The organism is Shimia biformata (assembly GCF_016888515.1).
Lineage (GTDB): Bacteria > Pseudomonadota > Alphaproteobacteria > Rhodobacterales > Rhodobacteraceae > Shimia_A > Shimia_A biformata.
In genome coordinates this window covers 199,547-224,654 of the sequence record NZ_JAFEJK010000003.1, presented here as the reverse complement: position 1 = coordinate 224,654, position 25,108 = coordinate 199,547, and the positions used below count along the sequence as shown (strand labels likewise).

The 25,108-nt window shown below is 60.8% G+C and carries 23 protein-coding genes and 1 tRNA gene; 14 read left to right on the top strand and 10 right to left on the bottom strand.

What is annotated here, in order from left to right; translation table 11 throughout:
* Window position 1: 1 nt before the first annotated feature.
* Window positions 2–1,099 carry a hypothetical protein gene (locus JQ863_RS18120; RefSeq protein ID WP_204115744.1) on the top strand — a complete coding sequence of 366 codons (1,098 nt, stop codon included), beginning with the start codon at window positions 2–4 and terminating at the stop codon, window positions 1,097–1,099.
* Here the strand turns inward: JQ863_RS18120 and JQ863_RS18115 are convergent.
* The 5 genes from JQ863_RS18115 to JQ863_RS18095 all read right to left on the bottom strand — a co-directional run bounded on the left by JQ863_RS18115 (window position 1,093) and on the right by JQ863_RS18095 (window position 6,155).
* Window positions 1,093–1,845 (bottom strand): SDR family NAD(P)-dependent oxidoreductase, encoded by a 753-nt coding sequence (locus JQ863_RS18115; RefSeq protein WP_204115743.1) that lies wholly within the window; start codon window positions 1,843–1,845, stop codon window positions 1,093–1,095. The two genes, JQ863_RS18120 and JQ863_RS18115, sit on opposite strands and share 7 nt — an antisense overlap.
* A 19-nt stretch (window positions 1,846–1,864) precedes the next feature.
* Window positions 1,865–2,965 (bottom strand): ABC transporter ATP-binding protein, encoded by a 1,101-nt coding sequence (locus JQ863_RS18110; protein ID WP_204115742.1) that lies wholly within the window; start codon window positions 2,963–2,965, stop codon window positions 1,865–1,867.
* 12 nt (window positions 2,966–2,977) lie between these two features.
* A complete protein-coding gene (locus JQ863_RS18105) occupies window positions 2,978–3,886 on the bottom strand; it encodes a carbohydrate ABC transporter permease (RefSeq protein WP_204115741.1) in 909 nt (302 codons plus the stop codon).
* Window positions 3,879–4,796, bottom strand: coding sequence for a carbohydrate ABC transporter permease (locus JQ863_RS18100; protein WP_338055545.1), 918 nt, complete (start codon window positions 4,794–4,796; stop codon window positions 3,879–3,881). Before JQ863_RS18100 ends, JQ863_RS18105 begins: the two co-directional genes overlap by 8 nt.
* An 81-nt stretch (window positions 4,797–4,877) precedes the next feature.
* Window positions 4,878–6,155: an ABC transporter substrate-binding protein gene (locus JQ863_RS18095; protein ID WP_204115740.1), complete on the bottom strand. Its 1,278-nt coding sequence runs from the start codon at window positions 6,153–6,155 to the stop codon at window positions 4,878–4,880.
* Window positions 6,156–6,399: 244 nt separating this feature from the next.
* Between JQ863_RS18095 and JQ863_RS18090 the strand changes: the two genes are divergently transcribed.
* The 3 genes from JQ863_RS18090 to JQ863_RS18080 all read left to right on the top strand — a co-directional run bounded on the left by JQ863_RS18090 (window position 6,400) and on the right by JQ863_RS18080 (window position 8,325).
* Window positions 6,400–7,182 carry an SDR family NAD(P)-dependent oxidoreductase gene (locus tag JQ863_RS18090; RefSeq protein ID WP_338055544.1) on the top strand — a complete coding sequence of 261 codons (783 nt, stop codon included), beginning with the start codon at window positions 6,400–6,402 and terminating at the stop codon, window positions 7,180–7,182.
* Window positions 7,183–7,271: 89 nt separating this feature from the next.
* On the top strand, window positions 7,272–8,021 hold the full coding sequence (locus tag JQ863_RS18085) for a FadR/GntR family transcriptional regulator (protein ID WP_204115738.1): 750 nt from the start codon (window positions 7,272–7,274) through the stop codon (window positions 8,019–8,021).
* Between the two features lie 109 nt (window positions 8,022–8,130).
* The gene (locus tag JQ863_RS18080) at window positions 8,131–8,325 is read left to right on the top strand and encodes a hypothetical protein (protein ID WP_204115737.1); all 195 of its coding nucleotides are present in this window, start codon (window positions 8,131–8,133) and stop codon (window positions 8,323–8,325) included.
* A 49-nt stretch (window positions 8,326–8,374) separates the two neighbouring features.
* On the opposite strand, the gene JQ863_RS18075 is transcribed toward JQ863_RS18080, so the two are convergent.
* Window positions 8,375–8,461 (bottom strand) — tRNA-Leu (locus JQ863_RS18075).
* A gap of 44 nt (window positions 8,462–8,505) precedes the next feature.
* Between JQ863_RS18075 and lipB the strand changes: the two genes are divergently transcribed.
* The 5 genes from lipB to JQ863_RS18050 all read left to right on the top strand — a co-directional run bounded on the left by lipB (window position 8,506) and on the right by JQ863_RS18050 (window position 13,233).
* Window positions 8,506–9,300 carry a lipoyl(octanoyl) transferase LipB gene (lipB, locus tag JQ863_RS18070; RefSeq protein WP_338055542.1) on the top strand — a complete coding sequence of 265 codons (795 nt, stop codon included), beginning with the start codon at window positions 8,506–8,508 and terminating at the stop codon, window positions 9,298–9,300.
* A gap of 274 nt (window positions 9,301–9,574) precedes the next feature.
* Window positions 9,575–10,096: an outer membrane protein gene (locus JQ863_RS18065; protein ID WP_204115735.1), complete on the top strand. Its 522-nt coding sequence runs from the start codon at window positions 9,575–9,577 to the stop codon at window positions 10,094–10,096.
* 201 nt (window positions 10,097–10,297) lie between these two features.
* A complete protein-coding gene (locus JQ863_RS18060; RefSeq protein ID WP_204115734.1) occupies window positions 10,298–10,711 on the top strand; it encodes a c-type cytochrome in 414 nt (137 codons plus the stop codon).
* Window positions 10,712–10,927: 216 nt separating this feature from the next.
* Window positions 10,928–12,604: a cytochrome c oxidase subunit I gene (locus JQ863_RS18055; RefSeq protein ID WP_204115733.1), complete on the top strand. Its 1,677-nt coding sequence runs from the start codon at window positions 10,928–10,930 to the stop codon at window positions 12,602–12,604.
* A 149-nt stretch (window positions 12,605–12,753) separates the two neighbouring features.
* The gene (locus JQ863_RS18050) at window positions 12,754–13,233 is read left to right on the top strand and encodes a DUF2244 domain-containing protein (protein WP_204115732.1); all 480 of its coding nucleotides are present in this window, start codon (window positions 12,754–12,756) and stop codon (window positions 13,231–13,233) included.
* Here the strand turns inward: JQ863_RS18050 and JQ863_RS18045 are convergent.
* Together JQ863_RS18045 and JQ863_RS18040 are read right to left on the bottom strand one after the other, a co-directional pair.
* Window positions 13,217–14,206, bottom strand: coding sequence for a Hint domain-containing protein (locus JQ863_RS18045; protein ID WP_204115731.1), 990 nt, complete (start codon window positions 14,204–14,206; stop codon window positions 13,217–13,219). The two genes, JQ863_RS18050 and JQ863_RS18045, sit on opposite strands and share 17 nt — an antisense overlap.
* A gap of 217 nt (window positions 14,207–14,423) precedes the next feature.
* Window positions 14,424–15,497, bottom strand: coding sequence for an Mrp/NBP35 family ATP-binding protein (locus tag JQ863_RS18040; protein ID WP_204115730.1), 1,074 nt, complete (start codon window positions 15,495–15,497; stop codon window positions 14,424–14,426).
* Window positions 15,498–15,750: 253 nt separating this feature from the next.
* Here JQ863_RS18040 and JQ863_RS18035 point away from each other — a divergent pair, with 253 nt between their 5' ends.
* Complete coding sequence (locus tag JQ863_RS18035; RefSeq protein WP_204115729.1) at window positions 15,751–15,966, top strand: DUF1127 domain-containing protein; 216 nt, start codon at window positions 15,751–15,753, stop codon at window positions 15,964–15,966.
* Window positions 15,967–16,196: 230 nt separating this feature from the next.
* Here JQ863_RS18035 and JQ863_RS18030 read toward each other — a convergent pair whose 3' ends face one another.
* On the bottom strand, window positions 16,197–18,530 hold the full coding sequence (locus JQ863_RS18030) for an ATP-dependent helicase (protein ID WP_204115728.1): 2,334 nt from the start codon (window positions 18,528–18,530) through the stop codon (window positions 16,197–16,199).
* Between the two features lie 144 nt (window positions 18,531–18,674).
* On the opposite strand from JQ863_RS18030, the gene JQ863_RS18025 reads away from it, so the two are divergent.
* The 3 genes from JQ863_RS18025 to JQ863_RS18015 are packed head-to-tail and all read left to right on the top strand — an operon-like array spanning window position 18,675 to window position 20,846.
* Complete coding sequence (locus JQ863_RS18025; RefSeq protein ID WP_204115727.1) at window positions 18,675–19,232, top strand: DJ-1/PfpI family protein; 558 nt, start codon at window positions 18,675–18,677, stop codon at window positions 19,230–19,232.
* Window positions 19,233–19,259: 27 nt separating this feature from the next.
* A complete protein-coding gene (locus tag JQ863_RS18020) occupies window positions 19,260–19,664 on the top strand; it encodes a ribbon-helix-helix domain-containing protein (RefSeq protein ID WP_204115726.1) in 405 nt (134 codons plus the stop codon).
* Window positions 19,665–19,712: 48 nt separating this feature from the next.
* On the top strand, window positions 19,713–20,846 hold the full coding sequence (locus JQ863_RS18015; RefSeq protein ID WP_204115725.1) for an alpha-hydroxy acid oxidase: 1,134 nt from the start codon (window positions 19,713–19,715) through the stop codon (window positions 20,844–20,846).
* On the opposite strand, the gene JQ863_RS18010 is transcribed toward JQ863_RS18015, so the two are convergent.
* The gene (locus tag JQ863_RS18010) at window positions 20,843–21,304 is read right to left on the bottom strand and encodes a rhodanese-like domain-containing protein (RefSeq protein ID WP_204115724.1); all 462 of its coding nucleotides are present in this window, start codon (window positions 21,302–21,304) and stop codon (window positions 20,843–20,845) included. The genes JQ863_RS18015 and JQ863_RS18010 overlap by 4 nt on opposite strands.
* A gap of 224 nt (window positions 21,305–21,528) precedes the next feature.
* Between JQ863_RS18010 and pyc the strand changes: the two genes are divergently transcribed.
* A complete protein-coding gene (gene pyc, locus JQ863_RS18005; protein WP_204115723.1) occupies window positions 21,529–24,972 on the top strand; it encodes a pyruvate carboxylase in 3,444 nt (1,147 codons plus the stop codon).
* The last annotated feature ends 136 nt before the right edge of the window (window positions 24,973–25,108 follow it).

Sequence of the window (25,108 nt, the reverse complement as noted above, 5' to 3'; positions counted from 1 at the left end):
CGTGATCTGGTGGCTTCTCATGGCCGGGCTGGGCGCGCTGTTTGTCGTCGTCTGGCGTCACAATCCCACCCGGAAACTGGTGCAACGGACACTGGACCCGACATGGCACCGCCGTTCGGCCCTGCCCGACTTCGATCCCGAGGAATTGGCGCACGAGGCGCGGCGCATGTATGTCTCGTCCACCGTGATGCGCGACGGCTGCGACGTGATCTGGGACGAGTTCGACGACGAGCCCCCCCAAGGATTCACCGGTCCGCATGCCGACGGCACCGTGGTCTGGGTGAACACCATGCACGTGCCGCGTTTCATCACCGAGTTCCTGCCCCGCATGCGAGGCCGGTTCGTCCTTGTGACCGCGCGGGAAAACAACTCGACCGCCGGGTTCGACCATGCGGCGGTGCTGGGCAATCCCAATGTGCTGCACTGGTTCATCGAGAATTTCGAGTTTCCCGCCGAGGTTCTCGAAACCGGCAAGATCACCCCGCTGCCATTGGGTCTGAACTATCACAAGCTCGACCCGGAAAGCCCGAACCAGAGCCGCGACATGGGGTTGCCCGCCTCTCCCGCCCAGCAACAGGCGGCGATGAACCGCATTCGCCGTGACATCGCCCCTATCCGCGAACGCCCCCTGAAGGTCTACGCGAATTTTCACCTCAACATGGACACGTTCCTGCGCCACCCCCATGCCCAGAAACGCGCCCTGGCACGCGCCGAAGCGCGCGATGCGCTGAAAGACAAGCCGTTCATGGTCTGGGAACCGATACAAGCACCACGCAACACGGTCTGGAAACGCCACCAGGAAGCAGCGTTCGAAGCATCTCCGCGTGGCAACTCGATCGACTGCCACCGCACCTATGAGGCGCTGATCCTGCGCTCGATTCCGATCGTGAAATCCTGCGAGATGGACCCGCTCTATGACGGCCTGCCCGTCGCCATTGTCGGGGACTGGTCAGAGGTCACCGAGGCGCAGCTGGCCAAGTGGCGAGACGAGTTCGCCCCCTGGTTCGACCAGCCGCTGCCGCCTGAGATGTTTTCAGACCACTGGATCAGACGCTTTCACAGCTTCAAGCCCGGAACCGGACAAAGACCCGGTCAATAGGTCGCGCGACCGCCGGAAATGTCAAAGACCGCACCGGTGGAATAGGAACATTCAGACGAACTCAGCCAGGCAACCATGGCGGCAATCTCGTCCACCGAACCCATGCGGCCCATTGGAATTTTCGACAGCATGAAGGCGATCTGTTCCTCGGTCACGTCGGCCAGCATCTCGGTTTCAATCACCGCGGGGGTGATGACATTTACCGCGATGTTCTTTTGCGCCAGCTCCTTGCCAAGGCTCTTGGTCAGGCCGATCACGGCAGCCTTCGAGACCGAATAGGCGCTGGCGTTCGGGTTGCCATCCTTGCCCGCCATGGACGAGATATTGACGATCCGGCCATAGCCCGCGACCTCCATCAGCGGCACGATGGCGCGGCAGGTGTGGAAGATGCCGTTCACATTGACGTTCTGCACCGCCTGCCAGACGTCCAGAGGATAATCGGCAAGCTGGGTGTTGACCCCGGCAATGCCCGCGCTGTTGACAAGGATGTCGATCCCGCCCAGCGCCGCATTCGTCGCTTCTGTCGCCGCCGCAACACTGTCATAGCTTGTCACGTCCACGACCTGCACATCCACCGTCCCAGCCGGCGTCAGCGCCGCCTGCGTCTTGGACAGAACCTCGCCATTTATGTCCCACAGCGACACCGCCGCACCCGAGCCGAGGAAACGGCGCGCAATCGCCAGCCCCATGCCACGGGCTCCGCCGGTAATCACGGCGCGTTTGCCGCTCAAATCAATCTGGTTCATTTTTACCGCCTTGTCGTGTTCAGGAAATGCGAAGCTCAGTAGCCGGATCAAACAGGCAGATCTTGGCCATGTTGATTGCCAGTTCCACAGCCTCGCCTTCGCGGGGCGCATCGTCCGGCTCGACGCTGGCGACCACGGATTGCCCTGCGACGCTGCTCATCAGGATGGTTTCCGAGCCCGTCGGCTCGACCATGTCGACCAGCACCTTCAGCCGCGCGGTCGGGTCGCCGCGATGGGCGTGGACCGGGTTGAAATGCTCTGGCCGCACGCCAAAGATCACCGCCTGCCCCGGCTTTACGCCCGCCGCCTTTTCTGTCGGCAGGGGCAGCACGCCGCCATCACCGCCATCGATGGTCAGACCCAGCCCGTCACCATCCGCCACCACCTTGGCGTCGAGGAAGTTCATCGTCGGAGAGCCCATGAACCCGGCCACGAACTTGTTGCGCGGACGTTCATAGATTTCCTTCGGCGTGTCGTATTGCTGCAGAACACCCTTGAACATGACCGCGATGCGGCTGGCCAAAGTCATCGCCTCGACCTGGTCATGGGTCACGTAAACGGTGGTCTTGCCGACCCGTTGATGCAGCTTCTTGATCTCTGACCGCATCTCGATCCGAAGCTTGGCGTCGAGGTTCGATAACGGCTCGTCGAACAGGAACAGCTTGGGATCACGCACCAGCGCGCGGCCCATGGCGACGCGCTGACGCTGACCACCCGAAAGCTGGCTGGGCTTGCGGTCCAGCAGCGGCCCGATCTGCAACAGGTCGGCGACCCTCTCGACGGTCTCTTTCTGCTCGGGCTTTGGCACGTTCCGACACTCCATGCCGAAGGTCATGTTCTCGCGGACAGTCATGGTCGGATAAAGCGCATAGGACTGGAACACCATGGCGATGTCGCGATCCTTCGGGGCGTCGTTGTTGACGACGCGCTCTTCAATGCGCACCTCACCCGAGGTCACGCTTTCCAGTCCCGCGATGATCGACAACAGCGTTGACTTCCCACACCCCGAAGGCCCGACCAGCGCGATGAACTCACCGCTTTCCGCCTCAAGGTTGATGTCGGTCAGAACCTCTACCGGGCCATAGCTCTTGCGAAGGTCTTTGATGGTCAGTGACGACATGATTTCTGCTTCCTATTTTACAGCGCCCTGCGTGAGACCACGCACGAAGTATTTGCCGCCGAGGACATAGATGATCAGCGGAGGAATGGCGGCCATGATCACGGCGGCGGCTTCGACGTTGTAGTGACGTTCGCCGGTGCCGCTGCCCGAGAAGGCAACAATGGCCGAGGTGATGGGCTGGTTTGCGCCCGAGGTGAAAACCGTACCGAACAGGAACTCGTTCCAGATGCCGGTGAACTGCCAGATCACGGTCACGATCACGATCGGCGGCGACAGCGGCAGGATGATCCGGCGGAAGATGCGCCAGAACCCGGCCCCGTCGATCCGCGCCGCCTTGATCAGGTCATCGGGGATCGAGACGAAATAGTTGCGGCAGAACAGCGTGGTGAAGGAAATGCCCTGAATGGTGTGGACAAAGACCAGACCAGCGATCGAGTTCGACAGCCCCAGCTTGCCAAGAACAAAGGCCCAGGGCAGCAGCGTCATCTGCTGCGGCATGAATACGCCCAGCGTAATCAGGCCAAAGATCACCCCATCATAGCGGAACCGCCATTTCGACAGGATGTATCCGTTCAACAGGCCGAACATGGTCGACAGCACGGTCGCCGGGATCGTCATCATGAGCGAGTTCTTGTAGAACCGCGACACGCCCTCGCAGGTGCCGCCGATACAAAAAGTACCCCACGCCTCGGCCCAGTATTTTAGCGACATCGTCTCGGCCTCGGGGAGTGCGATAAAGCCGGTGCGCACGATGTCGTCTAGCGGGCGCAGGGTATTCAGCAGGATGATCATCAACGGCGCAAGATAGATCAGGGCAAACAGGCCCAGCGCGCCATAGACGATCCCTTTTGACGTGATCCTGCGGCGGGTGCCGCCGGTGGCCAGCGGATCGAATTCCTGGTGGGTGGCAGCTTCAGCCATGACGCGCGCCCTCCTTGCGTTTCTGCCAGCCGGTCCAGACGGCATAGGGGATGAGTACCAGCGCAAGCGCGACAAGGATCATGACGGCTGCGGCGGCACCCTGGGCGATCTGTCCGCGCTGGAACATGAGGTCATAAACCACGATGGCCGGGACCGTTGTGGCCACGCCGGGTCCGCCTTGGGTCAAGGCAACCACAAGGTCGTAGGTCTTGATGGCAAATTGCAGCAGGACGACCGTCACGGCGACGAAGATCGGCCAGATCGTCGGCAGAACCACCTTTCGGTAGATGCGCGGCATCGACGCGCCGTCGATCTGCGCGGCTTTGACAAGGTCGCCGTCAACGGACCGCAACCCGGCCAGGATCAGCGCCATTGCGAACCCGGACGCGTGCCAGATGCCGGTGATTACCACGACATAAAGCGCAAGGTCCCGGTCGGTGATCCAGTCGAACTTGGCCGCAAGCCATCCCATGTCATGCAGCGCCAGCTCGACCCCCGTGTTGGGATGGAAAATCCAACGCCAGACCGTCCCGGTCACGATGAAGGAAATCGCCAGCGGATAGAGGTAGATCGTCCGCCAGATGCCTTCGAACCGCACCCGCTGGTCGATCAGCACCGCCAGCACCGTACCGACCACCAACGTGCCAATCACATAGAGCGAGCCGAAGATAAACAGGTTCTGATACGCGACGGTCCAGCGCTTGCTGCCCCAAAGCTTCGCGTAATGCTCGAACCCGTGATAGGTCATGTCCGGCAGCAGGGTGGAATTCGAAACAGAAATCCACAGTGTCCAGAGCGAAAAGCCGATCACCCAGATCAGCGCCGCGATCACGGTGGGCGCCAGCACCATTTGCGGTGTCAGGTCGCTCCACTTGCGCGATCCGGTCGAATTGTTGTTTGGGGATTGCACGATGTTTACCTCTTGCGATCAGCGCCCGACGATCTTGCCCCGGCCCGCCTCGAAAGGCGGACCGGAACACTTTGGGACGGTTTACATCTGCAGTTCGACGGCGTCGGCCAGCTGGTTCGCGGCCTCTTCCGGCGAGATGCTGTCATCGGCGACGAACTCGGTGATCACTTCCATCATCGCGCCACGGTATTTCTGAAGGACGGTCATGTTATGCGCCATCGAGCGTACCAGCGTGCCTTCCGACACCGACGCCTTCAGATCTTCCAGACCTTTCTGCTGACATTTGGTGAAGCCGCCTTCGGACAGGTCCACATCTGTCCGCGCCGGGATCGAACCCTTGGCAACGTTGAAAGTGACCTGGAATTCCGGTGACATGATGATTTCGGCCAGCAGTTTCTGACCTTCGACATAGTCGGGATCGTTCTGCTTGAAGAACACCACCGAGTCCGAATTCAGGATGAACCCGTTGCCGCCCCAGTCGACCGGCGACTGGGTGCAGACATAATCCACATCTTCCTTGAACCCGGCCATGTTCGCCGAAGCGACGGTCCAGTCACCCATCAGGAAGAACGCGGCCTCACCGGTCATGGTCATGGTCATCGACTGCTCCCACGAGCGGCCATTGATGCCGTCATCCATATAGCCGACCATCTTGCGCAGCTGGGCAAAGGCCGCAACCATGCCGTCCGAGCGCAACGCGTCCAGATCGGCCTCTTGGAAGGCCTTGCGGTAAAGCTCCTGATCCATGCCATAGACGACGCTGTCAAAGGTGGTCGAATCCGACCAGTCTGCCGCGCCATGCGCGATACAGATCTTGCCCGCGGCCTGGATTTTGTCGCAGGCGGCGTTGAACTCGGCCCAGGTCTTGGGCACGTCGATGCCCAGATCATCCAAAATCGCCTTCGAGGAATACATCCAGTTCACGCGATGGATGTTCATCGGGGCAGCAACCCAGGAACCGGTCGGCTTCATCACGGTCAACAACTCGGGTGCAACAACGTCGTCCCAGCCCTGCGCCGCAGCGGTTTCATCCAGATTGGCGGTTGCGCCGGTGGCGTTCCACTCTGCAATTTCCGGGCCTTTCAGCTGCACGGCGGCGGGGGCATTGCCTGCCACCACGTCCGACCGCAGCTTGGCCAGCGTGTTCGAGGTATGGCCCGAGATCGCCGTTTGCTCCCAGATGCCCCCAGCCGCTTCATACATCTCGCCAAGCAGCGCGATGGCCGCCGCCTCCGAGCCCTGGGCCCATTGGTGCATCATGTTGGTTTTCGGTTCAGCCTGGGCAACGGACACACCGATGCCGAGGGCCGCGATTGCCGCGCAGGTTGCACGCAGCTGGGTCTTGCTTGTTGCTTTCATTCGGAACTCCTCCCGTTTTGTTTCCCGGTCAGACTTCGAACGGTGCCCTCCTGCTCCGCCCGGCCATTTCCGGTCAGGTCGCGGTTCGGTCACATCGATTCCCGCTCCACTCAAAATTTGTTAAGTGGGATTTGATAATTTTACAAGTAGTATTTTAAATTTGACAAATACGACTTGTGATGATTGTTTTCCCGTTATGGTGCAGGCAGAGATTCTGATTGCCACCAAAGGAAGGGAGGCCCCAGTGAGCAATTCGAAGGACGTGTTTGGAACCTATCCAAGCCTGGAGGACCGCCCGGTTCTGATCACCGGCGGCGGCAGCGGCATCGGCGCGTCCATTGTGACGCGGCTATGTGCCCTGGGAGCGCGTGTGGGCTTCATAGACATCGACGCCACGGCAAGTGCCGCCCTAGTGGACACGATCGCGGCGACCGATCCCCGGCATCTGCCGCTCTTTCGCAAGGTCGACATCACCAACCTTGACGCGCTTGCCGCCGCCATTGCCGAAATCGCGGCGGAAACCGGTCCGATCCTTGGCCTAGTCAACAATGCGGCCAATGACACCCGCCACTGCATCGAGGACGTGAACCCGGACAGCTGGCGCGCCGCGCTCAGCGTCAATCTGGATCACCAGTTCTTCGCCGCCCAGGCCGTGGCCGGGGGCATGAAAGCCGCCGGGCGCGGGTCGATCATCAACATGGGGTCAATGAGTTGGCGGGTCGGTCTGGACAATCTGTCAGCCTATGTCACTGCCAAGTCGGGCATCGAAGGGCTGACCAATGGGCTTGCCCGCGAACTTGGCCCCCACCACATCCGCGTGAATTGCATCACGCCGGGCTTCATCCGCACCGAACGGCAGGTCAAGCTGTGGCTGACCCCTGAAATGGAACAAGAGGTCTATGACGGGCAATGCTTGCCGGAACTGATCGAACCTGATTTCGTAGCGAACCTTGTCGCCTTCCTTCTGGCGGACGATTCCCGCATGTGCACATCAGGCATCTTTCCTGTAAACGGGGGGTGGATCTGAGCCATGGCTGACGGAAACAGAACCCCGGCCACCTGTGTCACAGCCGCCAGGCGGCCCGCCCGCGCATCAAGAATTGGAACCGTATGAACATGTCAGGGCATCCCGAACCTTCGCAAGGGCACAACATAACTCAGCATATCGTCGATGTGCTGGGTCGGCGTATCGTGAGCGGGCAAATGATCCCCGAGGAAACCATCCTTTTCGAACAGGACATCATCGACGAATTCGGAGCCAGCCGGAATGCCGTCCGCGAGGCGGTCAAAACGCTTGCCGGAAAGAACCTAGTCGTGTCGGCACGCAAGAAAGGCACCAGCGTGCGCCCGCCCGAAGACTGGAACCTGCTCGACCCCCAAATGATCGACTGGATGATCGCGGATAACTCGACCAACGAGCAGCTGATCAAATCCCTGTCCGAACTGCGCAGGATCGTCGAACCGGAGGCAGCGGCACTGGCCGCAGAGCGCGCCAGCGCCACCCAGACCCTGCGCCTGTTTGAGTGTTACGAACAGATGGTCGCGCATACACATGACGCCGAATTGTCGGTGCATTGGGATGCCGAGTATCACAAGGTTCTGCTCGAAGCCTCAGGCAACCCGCTTCTGCGATCGCTGGCAAAAGCGATCGAGCGGCTTCTGCGCAGCAATTTCACGCTGTTTACCACCGCCAACGAGGGCTACATCCGCAATGTCCACGAGCATCTTCTGATTGCCGAGGCCATTCGGGACCGAAACCCGGACCTGGCGCGGCAGCGCTCCATTGACCTCTTGAACAAGAATGAACGCGACATCGACGAGTTGAAGAAAGGGCTTGACGAGATATCGTTGCCGCCGGCCGAATAACGCCGCGCTGCGGAAACTTGTCCTTGCATGGCAACATCCGCTAGGGTTTCTCCAATGCGCAAATTTGCCGGCGGACGCCCAGCGGCGTACCGCCTGATTGGAGTCACGAATGAAAGCGGTTCTTGTTTTGTTGATTGCGGCATCCGGCCTGGCCGCCTGCTCTGAATGCACACCCGGCGCAACCGGCAACGTGAATGTCGGCGTCGGTCCCGGCGGGGTCCATACCGGCGTATCGGTTGGAAAAAGCTGCGGCCCGGTGAACTTCTCGATCGGCACCGGCAATCGCTATCACGTGGCGTTCTAGCGCAGAACGCAACGGCGTATGCCGCTGAAACACCGGATGTTCGGGAAAATGGTGCGGCCGAGAAGACTCGAACTTCCACGGGAGTTACCCCACAGCGACCTCAACGCTGCGCGTCTACCAATTCCGCCACGGCCGCACGCCTTGACTTGGTGACCGGGTCTATAGCGAGTCGGTCTGGCGATGCCAAGCGGGAAAATGGCCGCTAGATCTCTTGGTGTTGGGAAAAATCGGGCCCGGTCATCTTCGGTGCGCAGAAAGTCGCGTGTCACCGCTTCAAATCCGCCTGTCCAGTGGCTATGGCATGGGGAAAGGAGCGCACAGATGGTTGAGTGGATCACGACAGACGGCCTTGTGGATTACGATGACGCCGTGGCCTTCATGGAAGACCGCGCCGCTGCCATCGCCGAAGGCCGCGCCGAGGAATGCATCTGGCTTGTCGAACATCCGCCGCTTTATACGGCCGGAACCTCCGCCCGGCGCGAAGATCTGACCGATCCCGACCGCTTTCCGGTCTACACGACCAAACGCGGCGGCCAGTATACTTATCACGGCCCCGGTCAGCGCGTGGCCTATGTCATGCTGGACCTGAACAAGCGGGGCCGCGATGTGCGCCGCTTCGTCGAGATGCTGGAACGCTGGGTGATCGAAACTCTGGCCGAATTCAATCTGAAGGGCGAAATCCGAGAGGGCCGCGTCGGTGTCTGGATCCGACGCGATGACAAGCCCTTGACCGTGACCGGCAAACCCGCCGAGGACAAGATCGCCGCCATCGGCATCCGGCTGCGGAAATGGGTCAGCTTTCACGGCATCTCGATCAACGTCGAACCCGATCTTGAGCATTTCAGCGGCATCGTTCCCTGCGGGATCACCGAATATGGCGTGACATCGCTGGTGGACCTGGGACTGCCTGTGACGATGGACGACGTCGACGTCGCGTTGAAACGCAGCTTTGAGCAGGTATTCGGCGAGGCCTGATGATGCCACGTCATGGTTCGCGCAGGAACACAAGCGCAATCGGATTCGGGGATCGGCAACAACCGGCCTAGCAGTTCGCCACCCACACCCCATATTTTCCCATTGCTTTCAATAGACTATCTTGCAGGCGCAAGATTCTGCCAGCGATCATTCACCCGGGTAAGCCATTTCCCGCAGACCGCGTCCCCACATCTGGTTCACCGCCTTCCGACTACATACCTGTGCGCTGCCCGATGGGCACGTAACGAGTCTAGTAAATGTGAAGGACACGAGAATGAAACACTTGAACAAAGCCGCGATCCTGGCCTCTGTTGTTGCTGTGGCGACCCCCGCAATGGCCGACGACTGGACCGGATTCTACATTGGTGCCCACGGCGGCTATGGCGAAGTGTCGGGCGGCGGCGCAGACAATTCCGACTTCCTGGGCGGTGTCCAGGCCGGTTACAACTATGATTTCGGCGGCTGGGTCCTGGGTGCCGAGGTTGATTATTCCTTCGACAACCGCAGCTTTGGCGCCAGCACCATGGACGACACCTGGTCGCTGAAAGGTAAAGTCGGATACGCGTTCAACGACACGATGGTTTACGGCACCGTCGGCGGCGTGCGCGGGGGCATCGCATCGGGCGGCACGACCACCTATGACAACGGCTACATCTATGGCGTCGGTGTCGAACAGCGTCTGGCCAGCAACTGGAGCGTGGCAGGTGAGATTCTGCAGACCCGTTTCGACAGCTTCGGTGGCGGCGCAGACGTCAAAGACACCAAAGCGGTTCTGAAAGTGAACTATCGCTTCTGATTCGTGTCAGCTTCAAAGAACATGGCGGCGCCTGTCCCAGTGCGCCGCCATTTTTGTTTCCTCGGTCAAAACGGCAAATCTCGGCCTGATTCCGGCCTGAGAACCCCCGCGCGGATTTGCGCGTTGCATTTTCTCTCTACATTTTCGATGTTGCCGCCAACGCGCAATTGACCAGACTACTACCGAAAGAGAGAGGATCTCATGAAAGTTATCATTGCAGCCGCAGCCGCGACTCTCGCACTGGCCGCGCCCGCGTTTGCCGAGGGCGACGCCGCCGCAGGCGAAAAAGAGTTCAAGAAATGCAAATCCTGCCACATGATCGTTTCGCCCGAGGGTGAAGAGATTGTGAAAGGCGGCAAAACCGGTCCGAACCTCTATGGCGTGATCGGCCGGACCGCTGGCGCAACCGACTTCAAATATGCCCCCGGCCTGAAGGAAGCCAACGAAGCGGGCTTCGTCTGGACCGAAGAAGCCGTGGCTGCCTATGTTCAGGACCCCAAGGCGTGGCTCAGCGACAACGGCTTTGCCAACAAGTCGAAGATGACCTTCAAGCTGAAGAAGGGCGCCGAGGACGTGGCCGCCTATCTTGCGTCGGTCGCCCCTGCCGCCGAGTAAGCAGTTACGAATCATGCATTTTGTATGTGGTTTCGGGCCGTGGCATTCGCCGCGGCCCGTTTTTTTGACCCAAATCAAACACGGCGCGGCAATTTTTCTTGATCTGCGTCAAAGACGGACATTGCCGCCAGCCGTCGCGCACACTAAAACAAGCCAGAATCCAAGGCGCGCGAAAAGGGACTCGCGCGGCCTTTAACGCACAACAGGAGGCGAGGCATGGCAGACGCAGCCATTCATGGCCACGACCATCATGACGAGCGCGGCTTTTTCACCCGCTGGTTCATGTCTACAAACCACAAAGACATCGGTATCCTTTACCTGATCGTGTCGGCGCTCGTCGGCCTGGTCGCGGTGGTTCTGACCGTATTCATGCGGCTGGAACTGATGGAACCGGGTGTTCAATTCATGTGTCTGGAAGGGTTCCGTCTGTTTGGCGGCGGCACCGAGGCCACATGTACCCCCAATGGCCATATCTGGAACGTCTTTATCACCTATCACGGTGTCCTGATGATGTTCTTCGTTGTCATTCCCGCCCTGTTCGGCGGTTTCGGCAACTATTTCATGCCCTTGCAGATCGGCGCGCCGGACATGGCGTTCCCGCGCATGAACAACCTGTCGTTCTGGCTTTACGTTGCGGGCACCTCGCTGGGTGTCGCCTCGCTGTTCGCACCGGGTGGCAACGGTCAGCTGGGTTCGGGTGTCGGCTGGGTGCTCTACCCGCCGCTTTCGACGACCGAAGCCGGCATGTCGATGGATCTGGCGATCTTTGCCGTACACGTCTCGGGTGCGTCGTCGATCCTGGGTGCGATCAACATGATCACCACTTTCCTGAACATGCGTGCCCCCGGCATGACCCTGTTCAAGGTGCCGCTGTTCTCGTGGTCGATCTTCGTGACCGCGTGGCTGATCCTTCTGGCGCTGCCGGTTCTGGCGGGCGCGATCACCATGCTGCTGACGGACCGCAATTTTGGTACGACCTTCTTTGATCCGGCCGGCGGCGGTGACCCGATCCTCTATCAGCACATCCTGTGGTTCTTCGGACACCCCGAGGTGTATATCGTGATCCTGCCGGGCTTCGGCCTTGTCAGCCACGTCTTCGCGACCTTCAGCCGCAAACCGGTCTTCGGCTACCTGCCGATGGTCTGGGCGATCATCGCGATCGGCGCGCTGGGCTTCGTCGTCTGGGCACACCATATGTACACCGTCGGCATGTCGCTGACCCAGCAGTCCTACTTCATGCTGGCCACCATGGTCATCGCGGTTCCGACCGGGGTCAAAATCTTCTCGTGGATCGCGACCATGTGGGGCGGCTCGCTTGAGTTCAAGGCGCCGATGCTGTTTGCACTGGGCTTCCTGATCCTGTTCACCATCGGTGGTGTGACCGGTATCGTGCTGTCGCAGGCAGGCGTCGACCGGGCCTATCACGACACCTATTACGTGGTGGCGCACTTCCACTACACCATGTCGATGGGCGCGGCCTTTACCATCTTTGCCGGGATTTACTTCTACATGGGCAAGATGTCGGGCCGTCAGTACCCGGAACTGGCCGCGAAGATCCACTTCTGGATGTTCTTCATCGGTGTGAACCTGACCTTCTTCCCGCAGCACTTCCTGGGACGTCAGGGCATGCCGCGCCGCTATATCGACTACCCGGAAGCCTTCGCTTACTGGAACAAGATCTCGTCCTATGGCGCGCTGCTCAGCTTCGCATCGTTCGTTCTGTTCTTCGGCATCGTGATCTACACGCTTCTGCGTGGCGCCCGCGTGACCGAGAACAACTATTGGAACGAATACGCCGACACGCTGGAATGGACCCTGCCCAGCCCGCCGCCCGAACACACGTTCGAGATCCTGCCCAAGCAGGAAGACTGGGACAAGGGCCACGCCCACTAAGGGCCAGTCCGCAACCAAAATCGAAAGGCCCCGGCACATCACCGGGGCCTTTTCTTTGATGTCCCCGCCCCTTTACCCTGCAACCCCGCCTTCTTTCTTGCCAAAATACTCCCGCCGGAGGCATCCCGGCCAGACCTTGCACAAAGCACATGCCCTATCGCTGGACCCCTGACCAACCAACCGTGCTGACACTGTGGCCCTATCGGTCACTGCCCCGGCGTGGCTTTGCGGCGATGATCCTGATGGCCTTCACACTGGGCACGATCCCGCTCTACGGACTTCTAGGCACGGTGCTGCTGTGGGGTATCCTGCCATTTGTCCTTATCGCGGTCGCAGCCCTGTGGTGGGGGCTAGAGCGCTCGTATCGGGACGGTGAGGTGATTGAGGAACTGTCGCGCCAGGGCGACGACCTGTGCCTTGTCCACCGGCCCGCGCGTGGCCCGGTGCTGACATGGCAGGCCAACGTCTATTGGGTCCGCGCCGAACTGCACCCGACGGATGGCCCGGTCGAGGATTATGTCACCCTGACCGGCAATGGCCGTACGGTTGAGATCGGGCGCTTCCTGTCACCTGAAGAACGCCAGCAGCTATTCGACGAATTGACCGACTATCTCAGGTCCGTGCGCTGACGGCCCGCAGCAATGCGCAGCCGGGACCGGTTGCGACCGGGCGCGACGTGACGCCGCCTTCTGCCGAACTGTGAGCGCTCAGCGCCGCCATCTCCCGGTCCACCGCATCAACGCCGCCCGGCAGATAGCTTTCGCTTTCCATGCCATCGGCCATTACGATCTCGTGCTGTTCAAAGACCAGGTGAAAATAGGTGATGCCATCTGTCGGCAACGTGGTGCGAATGGTGCTGTCATTGACCAGACGGGTTGCGGGCACAAGGACCTCATCCTCGCCAAAGAACAGTTCCGCCCGCCAACCGGAAACCAGAACCCGGTGTTGCGGGGACAAAAGCACATCGCGGGCCGGTACGCCGCGCCCTAGCGCATCCCGCTGAAACTGAACCGGACGGAAGGCCATGTGCCGCTTCAGGACCACGTCCGGCAGATGAGTGCGCAACAACCGCTTCAACGGCTGCAGACCCCGGTCCCGCGTTTTGACAAGATCGCCGGCCTGCAAGGTTTCAATCGGGCGCGGTCCGTCCACGGTTTCAATCATCGCCCCTGCGGTGAAACACGGCGGCGCGGCCAGATCGACATATGGCACCGAGGGGCCTTCCTGCGATGACACAACCGTCAGTTCCACGCCGATCGGCGGAAAGCCTCCCACAAAAGCCAGGCCTTCGACCGTGGCATAAGAGGCGCCGCCGCCTTCGTTGATGTTAAAACCGACAACCGTGTATTGATTGCCGTCCGGGTCTTCCAGGGTAAGGCTATATTCTGCCTCGACCCGAACGCCGCCGGAATAGGTCGTACCGTCGAAACTCTGGCTTCCATTCAGCGATTGGCTGTTGTCGCTGTCGTCGAAACTGGCCTCGGTGTCATTGATCTCAATCGCTTCCCAGGCGTTGGCGTTCAGCGTGATCGACCGCCCCACCAGATGAGACCCATTGCCCTGCGTGATCCCCGAAAGCTGTCCGCCCCGGGAGATGGTCATCTGGGACTCGCCCAACGCATAGATGGTTTCAACTGGCATCTGAATTCACTCAACTCTTCCGACGGAACAAGGCTTGCCCCATCAATGCGCCGCAAGTTGGGCACGGAAAAGGAAAGAAAAGGTGATTATTTCCCCCCTCATTTCGACCTTTTCCAGACCGCGCCGGGATCGTGTCGAAAAAAGGGGGGTGTAGCGTCTTGGAACAGGCTTTACCCGCTCAGGCAATCCCGCCGCGGATCAGTCCCTCGGCAATACGGCCAAAGGCCTCTGCCATCGGTCCATCACCGGCGGCAATGGGTGTACCGCCGTCGCCCGCCAGCCGCGTGTCCAGATCAATCGGCAAAGCACCCAGAAGCGGCACGCCCAGCTTCTTGGCCTCGGCGGCCACACCACCATGCCCGAAAATATGGGCCTCGTGGCCGCAATCGGGGCAGACAAAGGTCGACATATTCTCGATCAGGCCCAACACCGGGGTCTTGAGCGTCTTGAACATGTCCAACGCCTTGCGCGCGTCCAGCAGCGCCACGTCCTGCGGCGTCGAAACAAGGATCGCCCCGGTCAGTTCGGTTTTCTGGCACAGGGTCAGTTGCACATCCCCGGTGCCGGGCGGCAGGTCGACGATCAGAACGTCAAGTTCGCCCCATTGCACCTGCCCCAGCATCTGCTGCAAGGCCCCCATCAGCATCGGTCCGCGCCAGACCACGGCCTTATCCTCTTCCAGCATAAAGCCGATCGACATCAAGGTGACACCGTGCGAATGCAGGGGGATGATGGTCTCTCCGTCCGGCGACGCGGGACGTTTGTTGATACCCATCATGCGCGGCTGGCTGGGGCCATAGATATCGGCATCCAGCAGCCCGACCTTGCGCCCCTTCCGGGCCAGGGCCACGGCAAGGTTCGACGACACGGTCGACTTGCCAACCCCGCCTTTGCCCGAGCCGACAGCGATGATCCGTTTCACCCCGGCGACCTTCATCGGACCCTGCTGCGGCTTGGGATGTCCGCCGACCTTCAGTGACGGCGCTGGCTTGGCGGCAGGTGCGGGGCCATGGGCGGTCAGGGCGGCGCTGACGCGGGTCACGCCGGGCAGCTTGCCCACCGCATCCTCGGCTGCGCGACGCACCGACTCCATCCGCTGGGCCACTTCGGGGCTGGGGGCCTCGATCACGAATCGCACGGTGCCGCCGTCAACGGCCAGCGCCCGGATCATATCGCGCGAGATCAGGTCCCCGCCGTCGGACAGGCTGATGCGCCCCAGTGCAGCGCGGATATCCGCTTCGGAAATTGCCATGTTTCGCTCCTTGAATCGCCTTTTCCTATAGGTGGCAGATGCATTTGCAAGGGCAAGAGGCGAATTGCCTCAATGTTGTGCAACACGTTGATGTGACACAGTTGTTTTCGCTAACAGTTGACGTAGCGTCGCTATTCGCTTGCTGCATAGCAGCATTGTTCCTTCGTCCATTGTGCAGCTGCAGCATGACCCTATATGTTGATCACAACAGACGACGATGATGAAACGAAACACGAAAGTTCAGGTGATTAGTATGGCACTTGCAACCAACAACACAGCAGTCGCTGGCGGCCTGATCGCCACCCTGCAAACGCAAGCTCATGAGCTGGCCGCAAAATACCGCGCGCACCGTGAGTACCGCAAAACCATTGACGAGCTGCGCGCTTTGACCGACCGCGAACTGGCCGACCTGGGCCTGCACCGTTCGATGATCAAGCGCGTGGCAAAAGAAGCGGTTTACGACCGCTAAGACAGATTTCGCAGGGGCTTCCTCCCATTTGCTCCTGCGATTGCGGCCTCTTTCTCCTCCTCCCTAAGAGGTCGCACAAAATACCGGTTCTCCTCCTCCCTGAACCGGGCAAGACGCAAGGTCTCTTCTCCTCCTCCCTAGGGGCCTTGTTGACCAAGAACGGCGGCGCCTCTCCTCCTCCCTGGCGTCGCCGTTTCTTTTTTGGTTACGTGATTTGAGCGCCCTGCCGCTTAGAACGGCACGTCGTCGGGTGAGGTCACAAAGCTGGCAACCACCTTCTTGACCCCGGCCTTGTCGAAATCAACCTCAAGCTTGTCGCCCTCGATGTCGACCACCTGGCCGTATCCGAACTTCTGGTGAAACACCCGCTGACCAACAGCAAAGGACGACACCGCGTCCAGGTCGATCACCGTATGACGCGATTCACGAGGCTGGCTGAGACCGCGTTCCCCCGCCCGCGCCTGCATCCGCTTCCAGCCGGGCGAGTTATAGGTGTTGGCCTTCTGCACCTGCGCATCAATGCCTGATTGCACATTGCCATACCCGCTGCCGTAAAGCCCGCCGGAAGTCAGAACTTCGACGTGATCCTCGGGCAGTTCGTCAATGAATCGCGACGGCAGTTGCGACTGCCATTGCCCGAACACGCGGCGGTTCCCGGCAAAGGAAATCGTGCAGACCTCTTCCGCACGGGTGATGCCGACATAGGCCAGCCGCCGTTCCTCTTCCAATCCCTTCAACCCGCTTTCATCCATCGACCGCTGCGACGGGAACAGCCCGTCCTCCCAGCCCGGTAGGAACACGACGGGAAACTCCAGCCCCTTGGCCGCGTGCAGGGTCATGATGCTGACTTTTTGGGCAGAGTCCGCAGCATCGTTGGCATCACGAAGTTCTAAGTATTCTAGGTACTCGACTAAAGTTTCATATTTTTCCAACCGCTCCATTAGCGATTTCAAATTTTCCAGCCGACCGGCTGCATCCGGCGTCTTGGCGTTTTGCCACATTTCAGTGTAGCCGGATTCATCAAGAACCATCTCCGCGAGTTCTCTTAGCGAGACCTCTTGACGACTGGCGAGGCGAGCCCAACGATCTAAGTCAGAGATAAGCTTTGAAAGCTTTGTCGCTCCCTTTCCTTTGACCAGCTTTTCCTCGATTGCAAGCCGCGCGCCCTCGAAAAGGCTTAGGCCATGGGCGCGAGCGCATTGTTGTATGTTTTGCCTCGCCTTGTCCCCGAGGTGACGTCTCGGGGTATTCAAGATTCGTTCCAAAGCGAGATCATTGTCTTTGCTCGCCACAACCTTCAAATAGGCATGAGCATCGCGCCGCTCTACCTTATCGTCATCTCTTGGCCCGACGATTTGATAAGGCAAACCAATCGACATAAACCGATCGGCAAAAGCTTCAATTTGATTGGTGGTCCGAACAAGGATTCCTATTTCTCCGAACACGTAGGAACGCATGCCACGGGTGCCCGATTGCATCGCCTCGATTTCCTCGCCGATCCAGCGCGCTTCTTCCTCGCCATCCCAATGGCCGATCAGCCGGACCTTCTCGCCCTCCTGCGCGTCGGTCCACAACTCCTTGCCCAGCCGGTTTTCATTGCCCCGGATGACGTTCGACGCGGCGGCAAGGATATGCGGGGTCGAGCGGTAATTCTGTTCCAGCCGCACCACATGCGCGCCCGGGAAATCCTTTTCAAAGCGCAGGATGTTGCCCACCTCTGCCCCGCGCCAGCCATAGATCGACTGGTCGTCATCACCGACACAGCAGATGTTCTTGTGATCCGCCGCCAATAGGCGCAGCCACAGGTATTGGGCGACGTTGGTATCCTGATACTCGTCGACAAGGATGTAACGGAACCAGCGCTGATAGCGTTCCAGCACGTCGGGGTGGTTCTGGAAGATCGTGACCATATGCAGCAACAGGTCACCGAAATCGACCGCGTTCAGTTCCTTCAATCGCACCTGATACTGTTCATAAAGCTCGCCGCCCCGGTGGTTATAAGCGCCGGCATCCGCAGCAGGCAGCTTGTCCGGTGTCAGCGCGCGGTTTTTCCAGTCGTCGATGATCCCCGCCAGCATCCGCGCGGGCCAGCGTTTGTCGTCGATATTGGCCGCAGACACCAACTGCTTGAGCAGGCGCAGCTGGTCATCGGTATCCAGAATGGTGAAGTTCGATTTCAGCCCCACCAGTTCCGCATGACGCCGCAACAGTTTCACGCAGATCGAGTGAAACGTACCCAGCCACGGCATCCCCTCGATCGCATGGCCCAGCATGCCACCGACGCGGTTCTTCATCTCGCGCGCGGCCTTGTTGGTGAAGGTCACGGCCAGAATTTCGTTCGGCTGGGCGCGGCCCGTGTTCAGCAAATGCACGATCCGCGCCGTCAGCGCCTTGGTCTTGCCCGTGCCGGCCCCTGCAAGCATCAGCACAGGTCCGTCCAGCCGCTCCACCGCTTCGCGCTGCGCCGGGTTCAATTCGTCCAGATAGGGTGTGGACCGCGCAGCCATGGCGCGGGCGGCAAGCGAGGCACCCTCGAAGGCGTCGGATTCGTCAAAACTGCTCATGACGCGACAATACTGCGGTCCGCGCCCAAGGGAAAGGGACGTTCCGCTTATGTTCCTCACGTCTTTGTCGTAACCCGCTAACACCCGCGCCAACACGATCCGGCCTAGCCTTGCGATGCCATTCAGACATGAAGGAGGAGACAGATGGCCAAGATTCTGATGATCACCGGGGATTTCACCGAAGACTATGAAACCATGGTCCCGTTCCAGACCCTGCTGGCCTGCGGGCATGCGGTCGATGCGGTCTGCCCCGGCAAGATGGCGGGCGACACGGTCAAGACGGCGATCCATGATTTCGAAGGCGACCAGACCTATACCGAGAAGCCCGGCCACAATTTCGCGCTGAACGCCGATTTCGACGGGCTTGAGGTCGCGAGTTATGACGCGCTGGTCATTCCCGGCGGTCGCGCGCCGGAATACCTGCGTCTGAACGCGGATGTTCTGGCAGCGGTGCGGCACTTCTTTGATGCGGGAAAACCCGTCGCCGCGATCTGTCACGGCGCGCAGCTTCTGGCGGCGGCGGGTGTGCTGCAAGGCAAGACCTGCTCGGCCTATCCCGCCTGCGCCCCCGAGGTCGCGGCTGCAGGCGGCACCTATGCCGAGATCGAGGTGACAGAGGCGGTCACAGATGGCAATCTGGTCACCGCACCCGCCTGGCCTGCCCATCCCGCTTGGCTGAGCCAGTTCATGGCGCTGCTCTGACAAGGAAAGCCCCAAAAGGAACCGCTTATGTGCCAGCTATTCATCGGCTCTGATCCCGAGAATTGGACCCCGCGCACCAAGTCGCTGCGCATTGACGGGGTTGCGACCTCGATCCGCATGGAAAACTTCTTCTGGGACGTGCTGGACGAGATCGCGATCCGGGATGCCATGACGACGAACCAGCTGATCACGCGGCTTTATTTCGAAGCGATTGACGCGGGTCACGACCTTGGCAATTTCACCTCGTTCCTGCGGGTCTGCGCCGGTCGCTACCTGTCGCTGATTGCCGATGACGAACTGGCGCGCGACAGCAACGAGGCGCTGGCGGGTCTGGATGCCCCGGCACTACTGGACCGTGAAAAACACCGCGCCCGTAGCCGCGCCGACCGCCTGCGCCGTAACCAGCCGCGCGAGGGTGGTCGTTTGAACTGAAAACAGGAATGGGCTGGACATTTCCGGCCCCTCCGCCCCAATGGGCATATGGATCTGCACGCCCGATACCCTGCCCTGTCCGACCTGCGCGAAAAGGCGCGGCGGCGCATGCCGCGTTTCGTGTGGGAATTCCTCGACAGTGCCACGGGTGACGAGATGACCAAGCACCGCAACCGCGCGGCGCTGGATCAGATCCTGTTCGACCCTTCAATCCTGCATGGCGAGATCACGCCAGACCTGACGACGTCCTTTCTGGGTCACGACTTTCCGCTGCCCATCGGCATGGCCCCGCTGGGCATGTCGGGACTTGTCTGGCCGGATGCCGAACGCAGGCTGGCCCGCGCCGCGAAAGAACTTGGCATCCCTTATGCCATCTCGACCGTGGCCAGCCGCACCCCGGAAGAGGTCGCGCCCGATCTGGGCCCGCATGGCTGGTTCCAGATGTATCCTCCGCGTGACCCCGACATCCGCAAGGACATGCTGGAACGTGCGAAGAAGGCCGGGTTCAGGACATTGATCCTGACCGTCGATGTGCCCGTCGCCAGCCGCCGCGAAAGGCAGGTGCGTTCGGGGTTGACGACGCCGCCGAAACTGACACCACGCCTGCTGGCGCAGGTGGCGATGCGGCCTGCCTGGGCCTTGGGCATGGCGCGGATGGGCATGCCCCGGATGAAGCTGATCGACAGTTACGCCGGCAACCTGACGGGCCTCAGTTCCACCGCCCATGCCGGGTACATGCTGCGGACCTCGCCCGACTGGGACTATCTGCATTGGCTACGTGACCATTGGGACGGGCCGTTTCTGGTCAAGGGCGTCATGCGCGCCCGCGATGCCGCACCCCTGGAAAAGGCCGGGGTCGACGCGATCTGGATCTCGAACCACGCCGGGCGGCAATTCGACGGGGCCGCGGCCACCATCGACGCCCTGCCTGCAATCCGCGCCGAAACCGACCTGCCGCTGATCCTGGACAGTGGCATCGAGACCGGCCTCGACATTCTACGCGCCTTCGCACTTGGGGCGGATTTCGTAATGATGGGGCGCGGTTTCCATGTTGCGCTGGCCGCACTTGGCGACGCCGGGCCCGCGCATCTGGCGGATATCCTCAGGAAAGACCTTGAGGCCAACATGGGGCAACTGGGCCTGCATCGCCTCAAGGACGCACCCTCGGCCCTGCGGCGTTAATCGGCGGTCAGGTTCTTCGGCATGGCGTCGATGGCCTCGGCCGCGCTGACCACCGGCAATCCGCTGGCGATCCAGCCCTTGCCGTTTGGCCCGCCAACCATGCCTTCGGACACGTCCAGAACGTCGTTGATATTGTTCTTCTTCAGGATCGTCTGCAACTGACCCGACCGGTTCCCCGTCCGGCAAATGATCGCAATGCGGCGGTCCGGGTTGCGGGCGATGGTCTCGATCAGCCAGCCGCCGAACGCCTGCTGACGCATATCCAACGGCCATGCCCCCTTGGCCACACCCGTGGCCTCCCATTCATCCGGCCTGCGGATGTCGATCAGGATCAGTTCGCCCGCCTCTATCATGACATTGGCGCGGGTCGCGCTCAGAACGTCCTCGGACGCAAAGCCCAGCGTCGGCGTCACGAAAAAACCGGCAAGAGCGGCAATCAGGGTTCGGCGGAAAATCATGGCTTGGCCTTCCAAAACATCGACGGTGATCTTGTCGCATGAGCCACGGACAGGCGCAATGTCAGACGCGGATTGGCGTCAAATCGACACAAGAACCCCTCAGGAACGGAATGTTTCGGAAATATGTCAGACTCCGTGGTGGTGGGTATTGCGCCGCGACGCAGCGTAATTTAGCAATTCGCCAACTTTTCAGCGGACAGACCTGCAAAGGGGGGAAACTGCCCATGACCGACTTCCAGAAGATCCTGATTGCCAACCGGGGTGAAATCGCCATCCGCGTGATGCGCGCCGCCAACGAGATGGGCAAGAAGACCGTCGCGGTCTATGCCGAAGAGGACAAGCTGTCGCTGCACCGCTTCAAGGCAGACGAAGCCTATCGCATTGGCGAAGGCATGGGGCCGGTCGCCGCCTATCTCTCGATTGACGAGATCATTCGCGTCGCCAAGGAGTGCGGCGCGGATGCGATCCATCCCGGCTATGGGCTTTTGTCGGAAAACCCGGATTTCGTAGATGCTTGCGCCGCCAATGGTATCACTTTCATCGGCCCCAAGGCGGAAACCATGCGCGCGCTAGGGGACAAGGCATCGGCCCGAAAGGTCGCCATCGCCGCCGGTGTCCCGGTCATCCCGGCCACCGAAGTCCTTGGCGACGACATGGATGCAATCCGCGCCGAAGCGGCCGAGATCGGTTATCCGCTGATGTTGAAGGCGTCCTGGGGCGGCGGCGGACGCGGGATGCGCCCGATCTTCAGCGAAAAGGAAGTCGAGGAGAAAGTCCTCGAAGGCCGCCGCGAGGCCGAAGCCGCCTTTGGTAACGGCGAAGGCTATCTGGAAAAGATGATCACCCGCGCCCGCCACGTCGAGGTCCAGATCCTCGGCGACAAGATGGGCAATATCTATCACCTCTACGAACGCGACTGCTCGGTCCAGCGCCGCAACCAGAAAGTCGTCGAACGCGCCCCTGCCCCCTATCTTTCCGAAGCCCAACGCGAGGAAATCTGCGAACTGGGCCGCAAGATCTGTGCCCATGTGAATTACGAATGTGCCGGCACGGTCGAGTTCCTGATGGATATGGAGACCGGCAAATTCTACTTCATCGAGGTGAACCCCCGCGTGCAGGTCGAACATACCGTCACCGAGGAAGTCACCGGCATCGACATCGTGCAGGCGCAGATCCTGATCGCCGAAGGCAAGTCACTGGCCGAGGCCACCGGCAAGGCGTCGCAATATGACATCCGTCTGAACGGTCACGCGCTGCAGACCCGCGTCACCACCGAAGACCCGCAAAACAACTTCATCCCCGACTATGGCCGCATCACCGCCTATCGCTCGGCCACCGGCATGGGCATCCGTCTGGATGGCGGTACGGCTTATGCAGGCGGGGTGATCACGCGCTACTATGACTCGCTCCTGACCAAGGTCACCGCATGGGCGCCGACGCCGGAAAAGGCCATCGCGCGGATGGACCGGGCCTTGCGCGAATTCCGTATCCGCGGTGTCTCGACCAACATCGCCTTTGTCGAGAACCTGCTGAAACACCCGACCTTCCTCACGAACCAGTATACGACGAAGTTCATCGACGAGACGCCGGAACTGTTTCAGTTCAAGAAGCGCCGCGACCGCGGCACCAAGGTCCTGACCTATATCGCCGACATCACCGTGAACGGCCACCCCGAGGTCCAGAACCGCCCGAAACCCCACGCCGACCTGAAACCAGCGCGCTGCCCGGCAAAACGCGCCGACACCCCAGCCAAAGGCACCCGCAACCTGCTGGATGAACAGGGCCCCAAGGCAGTTGCCGACTGGATGAAGGCGCAGAACCAGCTTCTGTTCACCGACACCACGATGCGCGACGGGCACCAGTCGCTTCTGGCGACCCGGATGCGGTCTATCGACATGATCAAGGTGGCACCGGCCTATGCCGCCAACCTCCCGCAGCTGTTCTCGGTCGAATGCTGGGGCGGCGCGACCTTCGACGTGGCCTATCGCTTCCTGCAGGAATGCCCGTGGCAACGGCTGCGCGACATCCGCGCGCATATGCCCAACATCCTGACCCAGATGCTGCTGCGCGCCTCGAACGGGGTGGGTTACACCAACTATCCCGACAACGTGGTGCAGGAATTTGTCCGTCAGGCCGCCGTGACCGGCGTCGACGTGTTCCGCGTCTTCGACTCGCTCAACTGGGTTGAAAACATGCGCGTCGCGATGGATGCGGTGCAGGAAAACGGCAAGATCTGCGAAGGCACGATCTGTTACACCGGCGATGCGCTGGATTCCGGCCGCGCCAAGTACGACATCGCCTATTACGTCAACATGGCCAAAGAGCTGGAAGCCGCCGGCGCACATGTGCTGGGGATCAAGGACATGGCCGGGCTGATGAAGGTCCCGGCTGCCGAAGCCCTGTTCCCCGCGCTGAAAGATGCGGTCGATATCCCGATCCACTTCCACACACACGACACGTCGGGCGCCGCCATCGCAACCGTGCTGGCTGCTGCCCGCGCAGGTGTCGATTGCGTCGATGCCGCGATGGATGCCTTCTCGGGCAATACCTCGCAGCCGACCATGGGCTCGATCCTGGAAGCCCTGCGCTTTACCGACCGCGAAAGCGATCTGGACATTGGCGCCGTGCGCGAGATCTCGAACTACTGGGAGGCCGTGCGCGGCCAATACGCCGCCTTCGAATCCGGGCTTCAGGCCCCGGCGTCCGAAGTCTACCTGCACGAAATGCCCGGCGGCCAGTTCACCAATCTCAAGGCACAGGCCCGCAGCCTTGGTCTTGAAGAACGCTGGCACGAAGTGGCGCAGGCCTATGCGGATGTGAACATGATGTTCGGCGATATCGTCAAGGTCACGCCCTCGTCGAAAGTGGTGGGGGACATGGCGCTGATGATGGTCAGCCAGGGCCTGACCCGCGCCCAGGTCGAGGACCCCAAGACCGATGTCGCTTTCCCCGACAGCGTGATCGACATGATGCGCGGCAATCTCGGCCAACCTCCGGGCGGCTTCCCCTCGGGCATCGTCAAAAAGGTGCTGAAAGGCGAGAAACCCAATACCGAACGCCCCGGAAAACACCTGCCCCCGGTTGACCTGGAAGCCATCCGCAAAGAAGTGTCGGACCAGCTTGAAGGCTTTGCCGTCGATGACGAGGACCTGAACGGCTACCTGATGTATCCCAAGGTCTTCCTCGACTACATGGGCCGCCACCGCACCTATGGTCCGGTCCGCACCCTGCCCACGCGCACCTTCTTCTACGGCATGGAACCGGGCGAAGAGATCGAGGCCGAGATCGACCCCGGCAAAACGCTCGAAATCCGCCTGCAGGCCATCGGCGAGACGGATGAAAACGGCGAGGTCAAAGTCTTCTTCGAACTGAACGGCCAGCCGCGCACCATCCGCGTGCCGAACCGGATGGTGAAATCCACCACCGTTGCACGTCCCAAGGTCGAAGAAGGCAACCCGAACCACGTCGGTGCCCCGATGCCCGGCGTCGTCGCCTCGATCGCGGTCGCAGCCGGACAAGAGGTGAAAGAAGGCGACCTTCTGCTGACCATCGAAGCGATGAAAATGGAAACCGGCATCCACGCCGAACGCGACGCCACCGTCAAAGCGGTCCACGTGCAGGCCGGCGGCCAGATCGACGCCAAGGACCTGCTGGTCGAGTTCGACTGACCCGCCCGCTTCTTTCTTGCCCAAATACTCGCGCCGCAGGCATCGCGCCTGCGGCGCGATTTTTTTGGCTCTTTGGCCGGACTGGGTGAATTTTCCTCTTGCAGGCGGGGCCGAGTCTTTATATCTCACGCCTCAC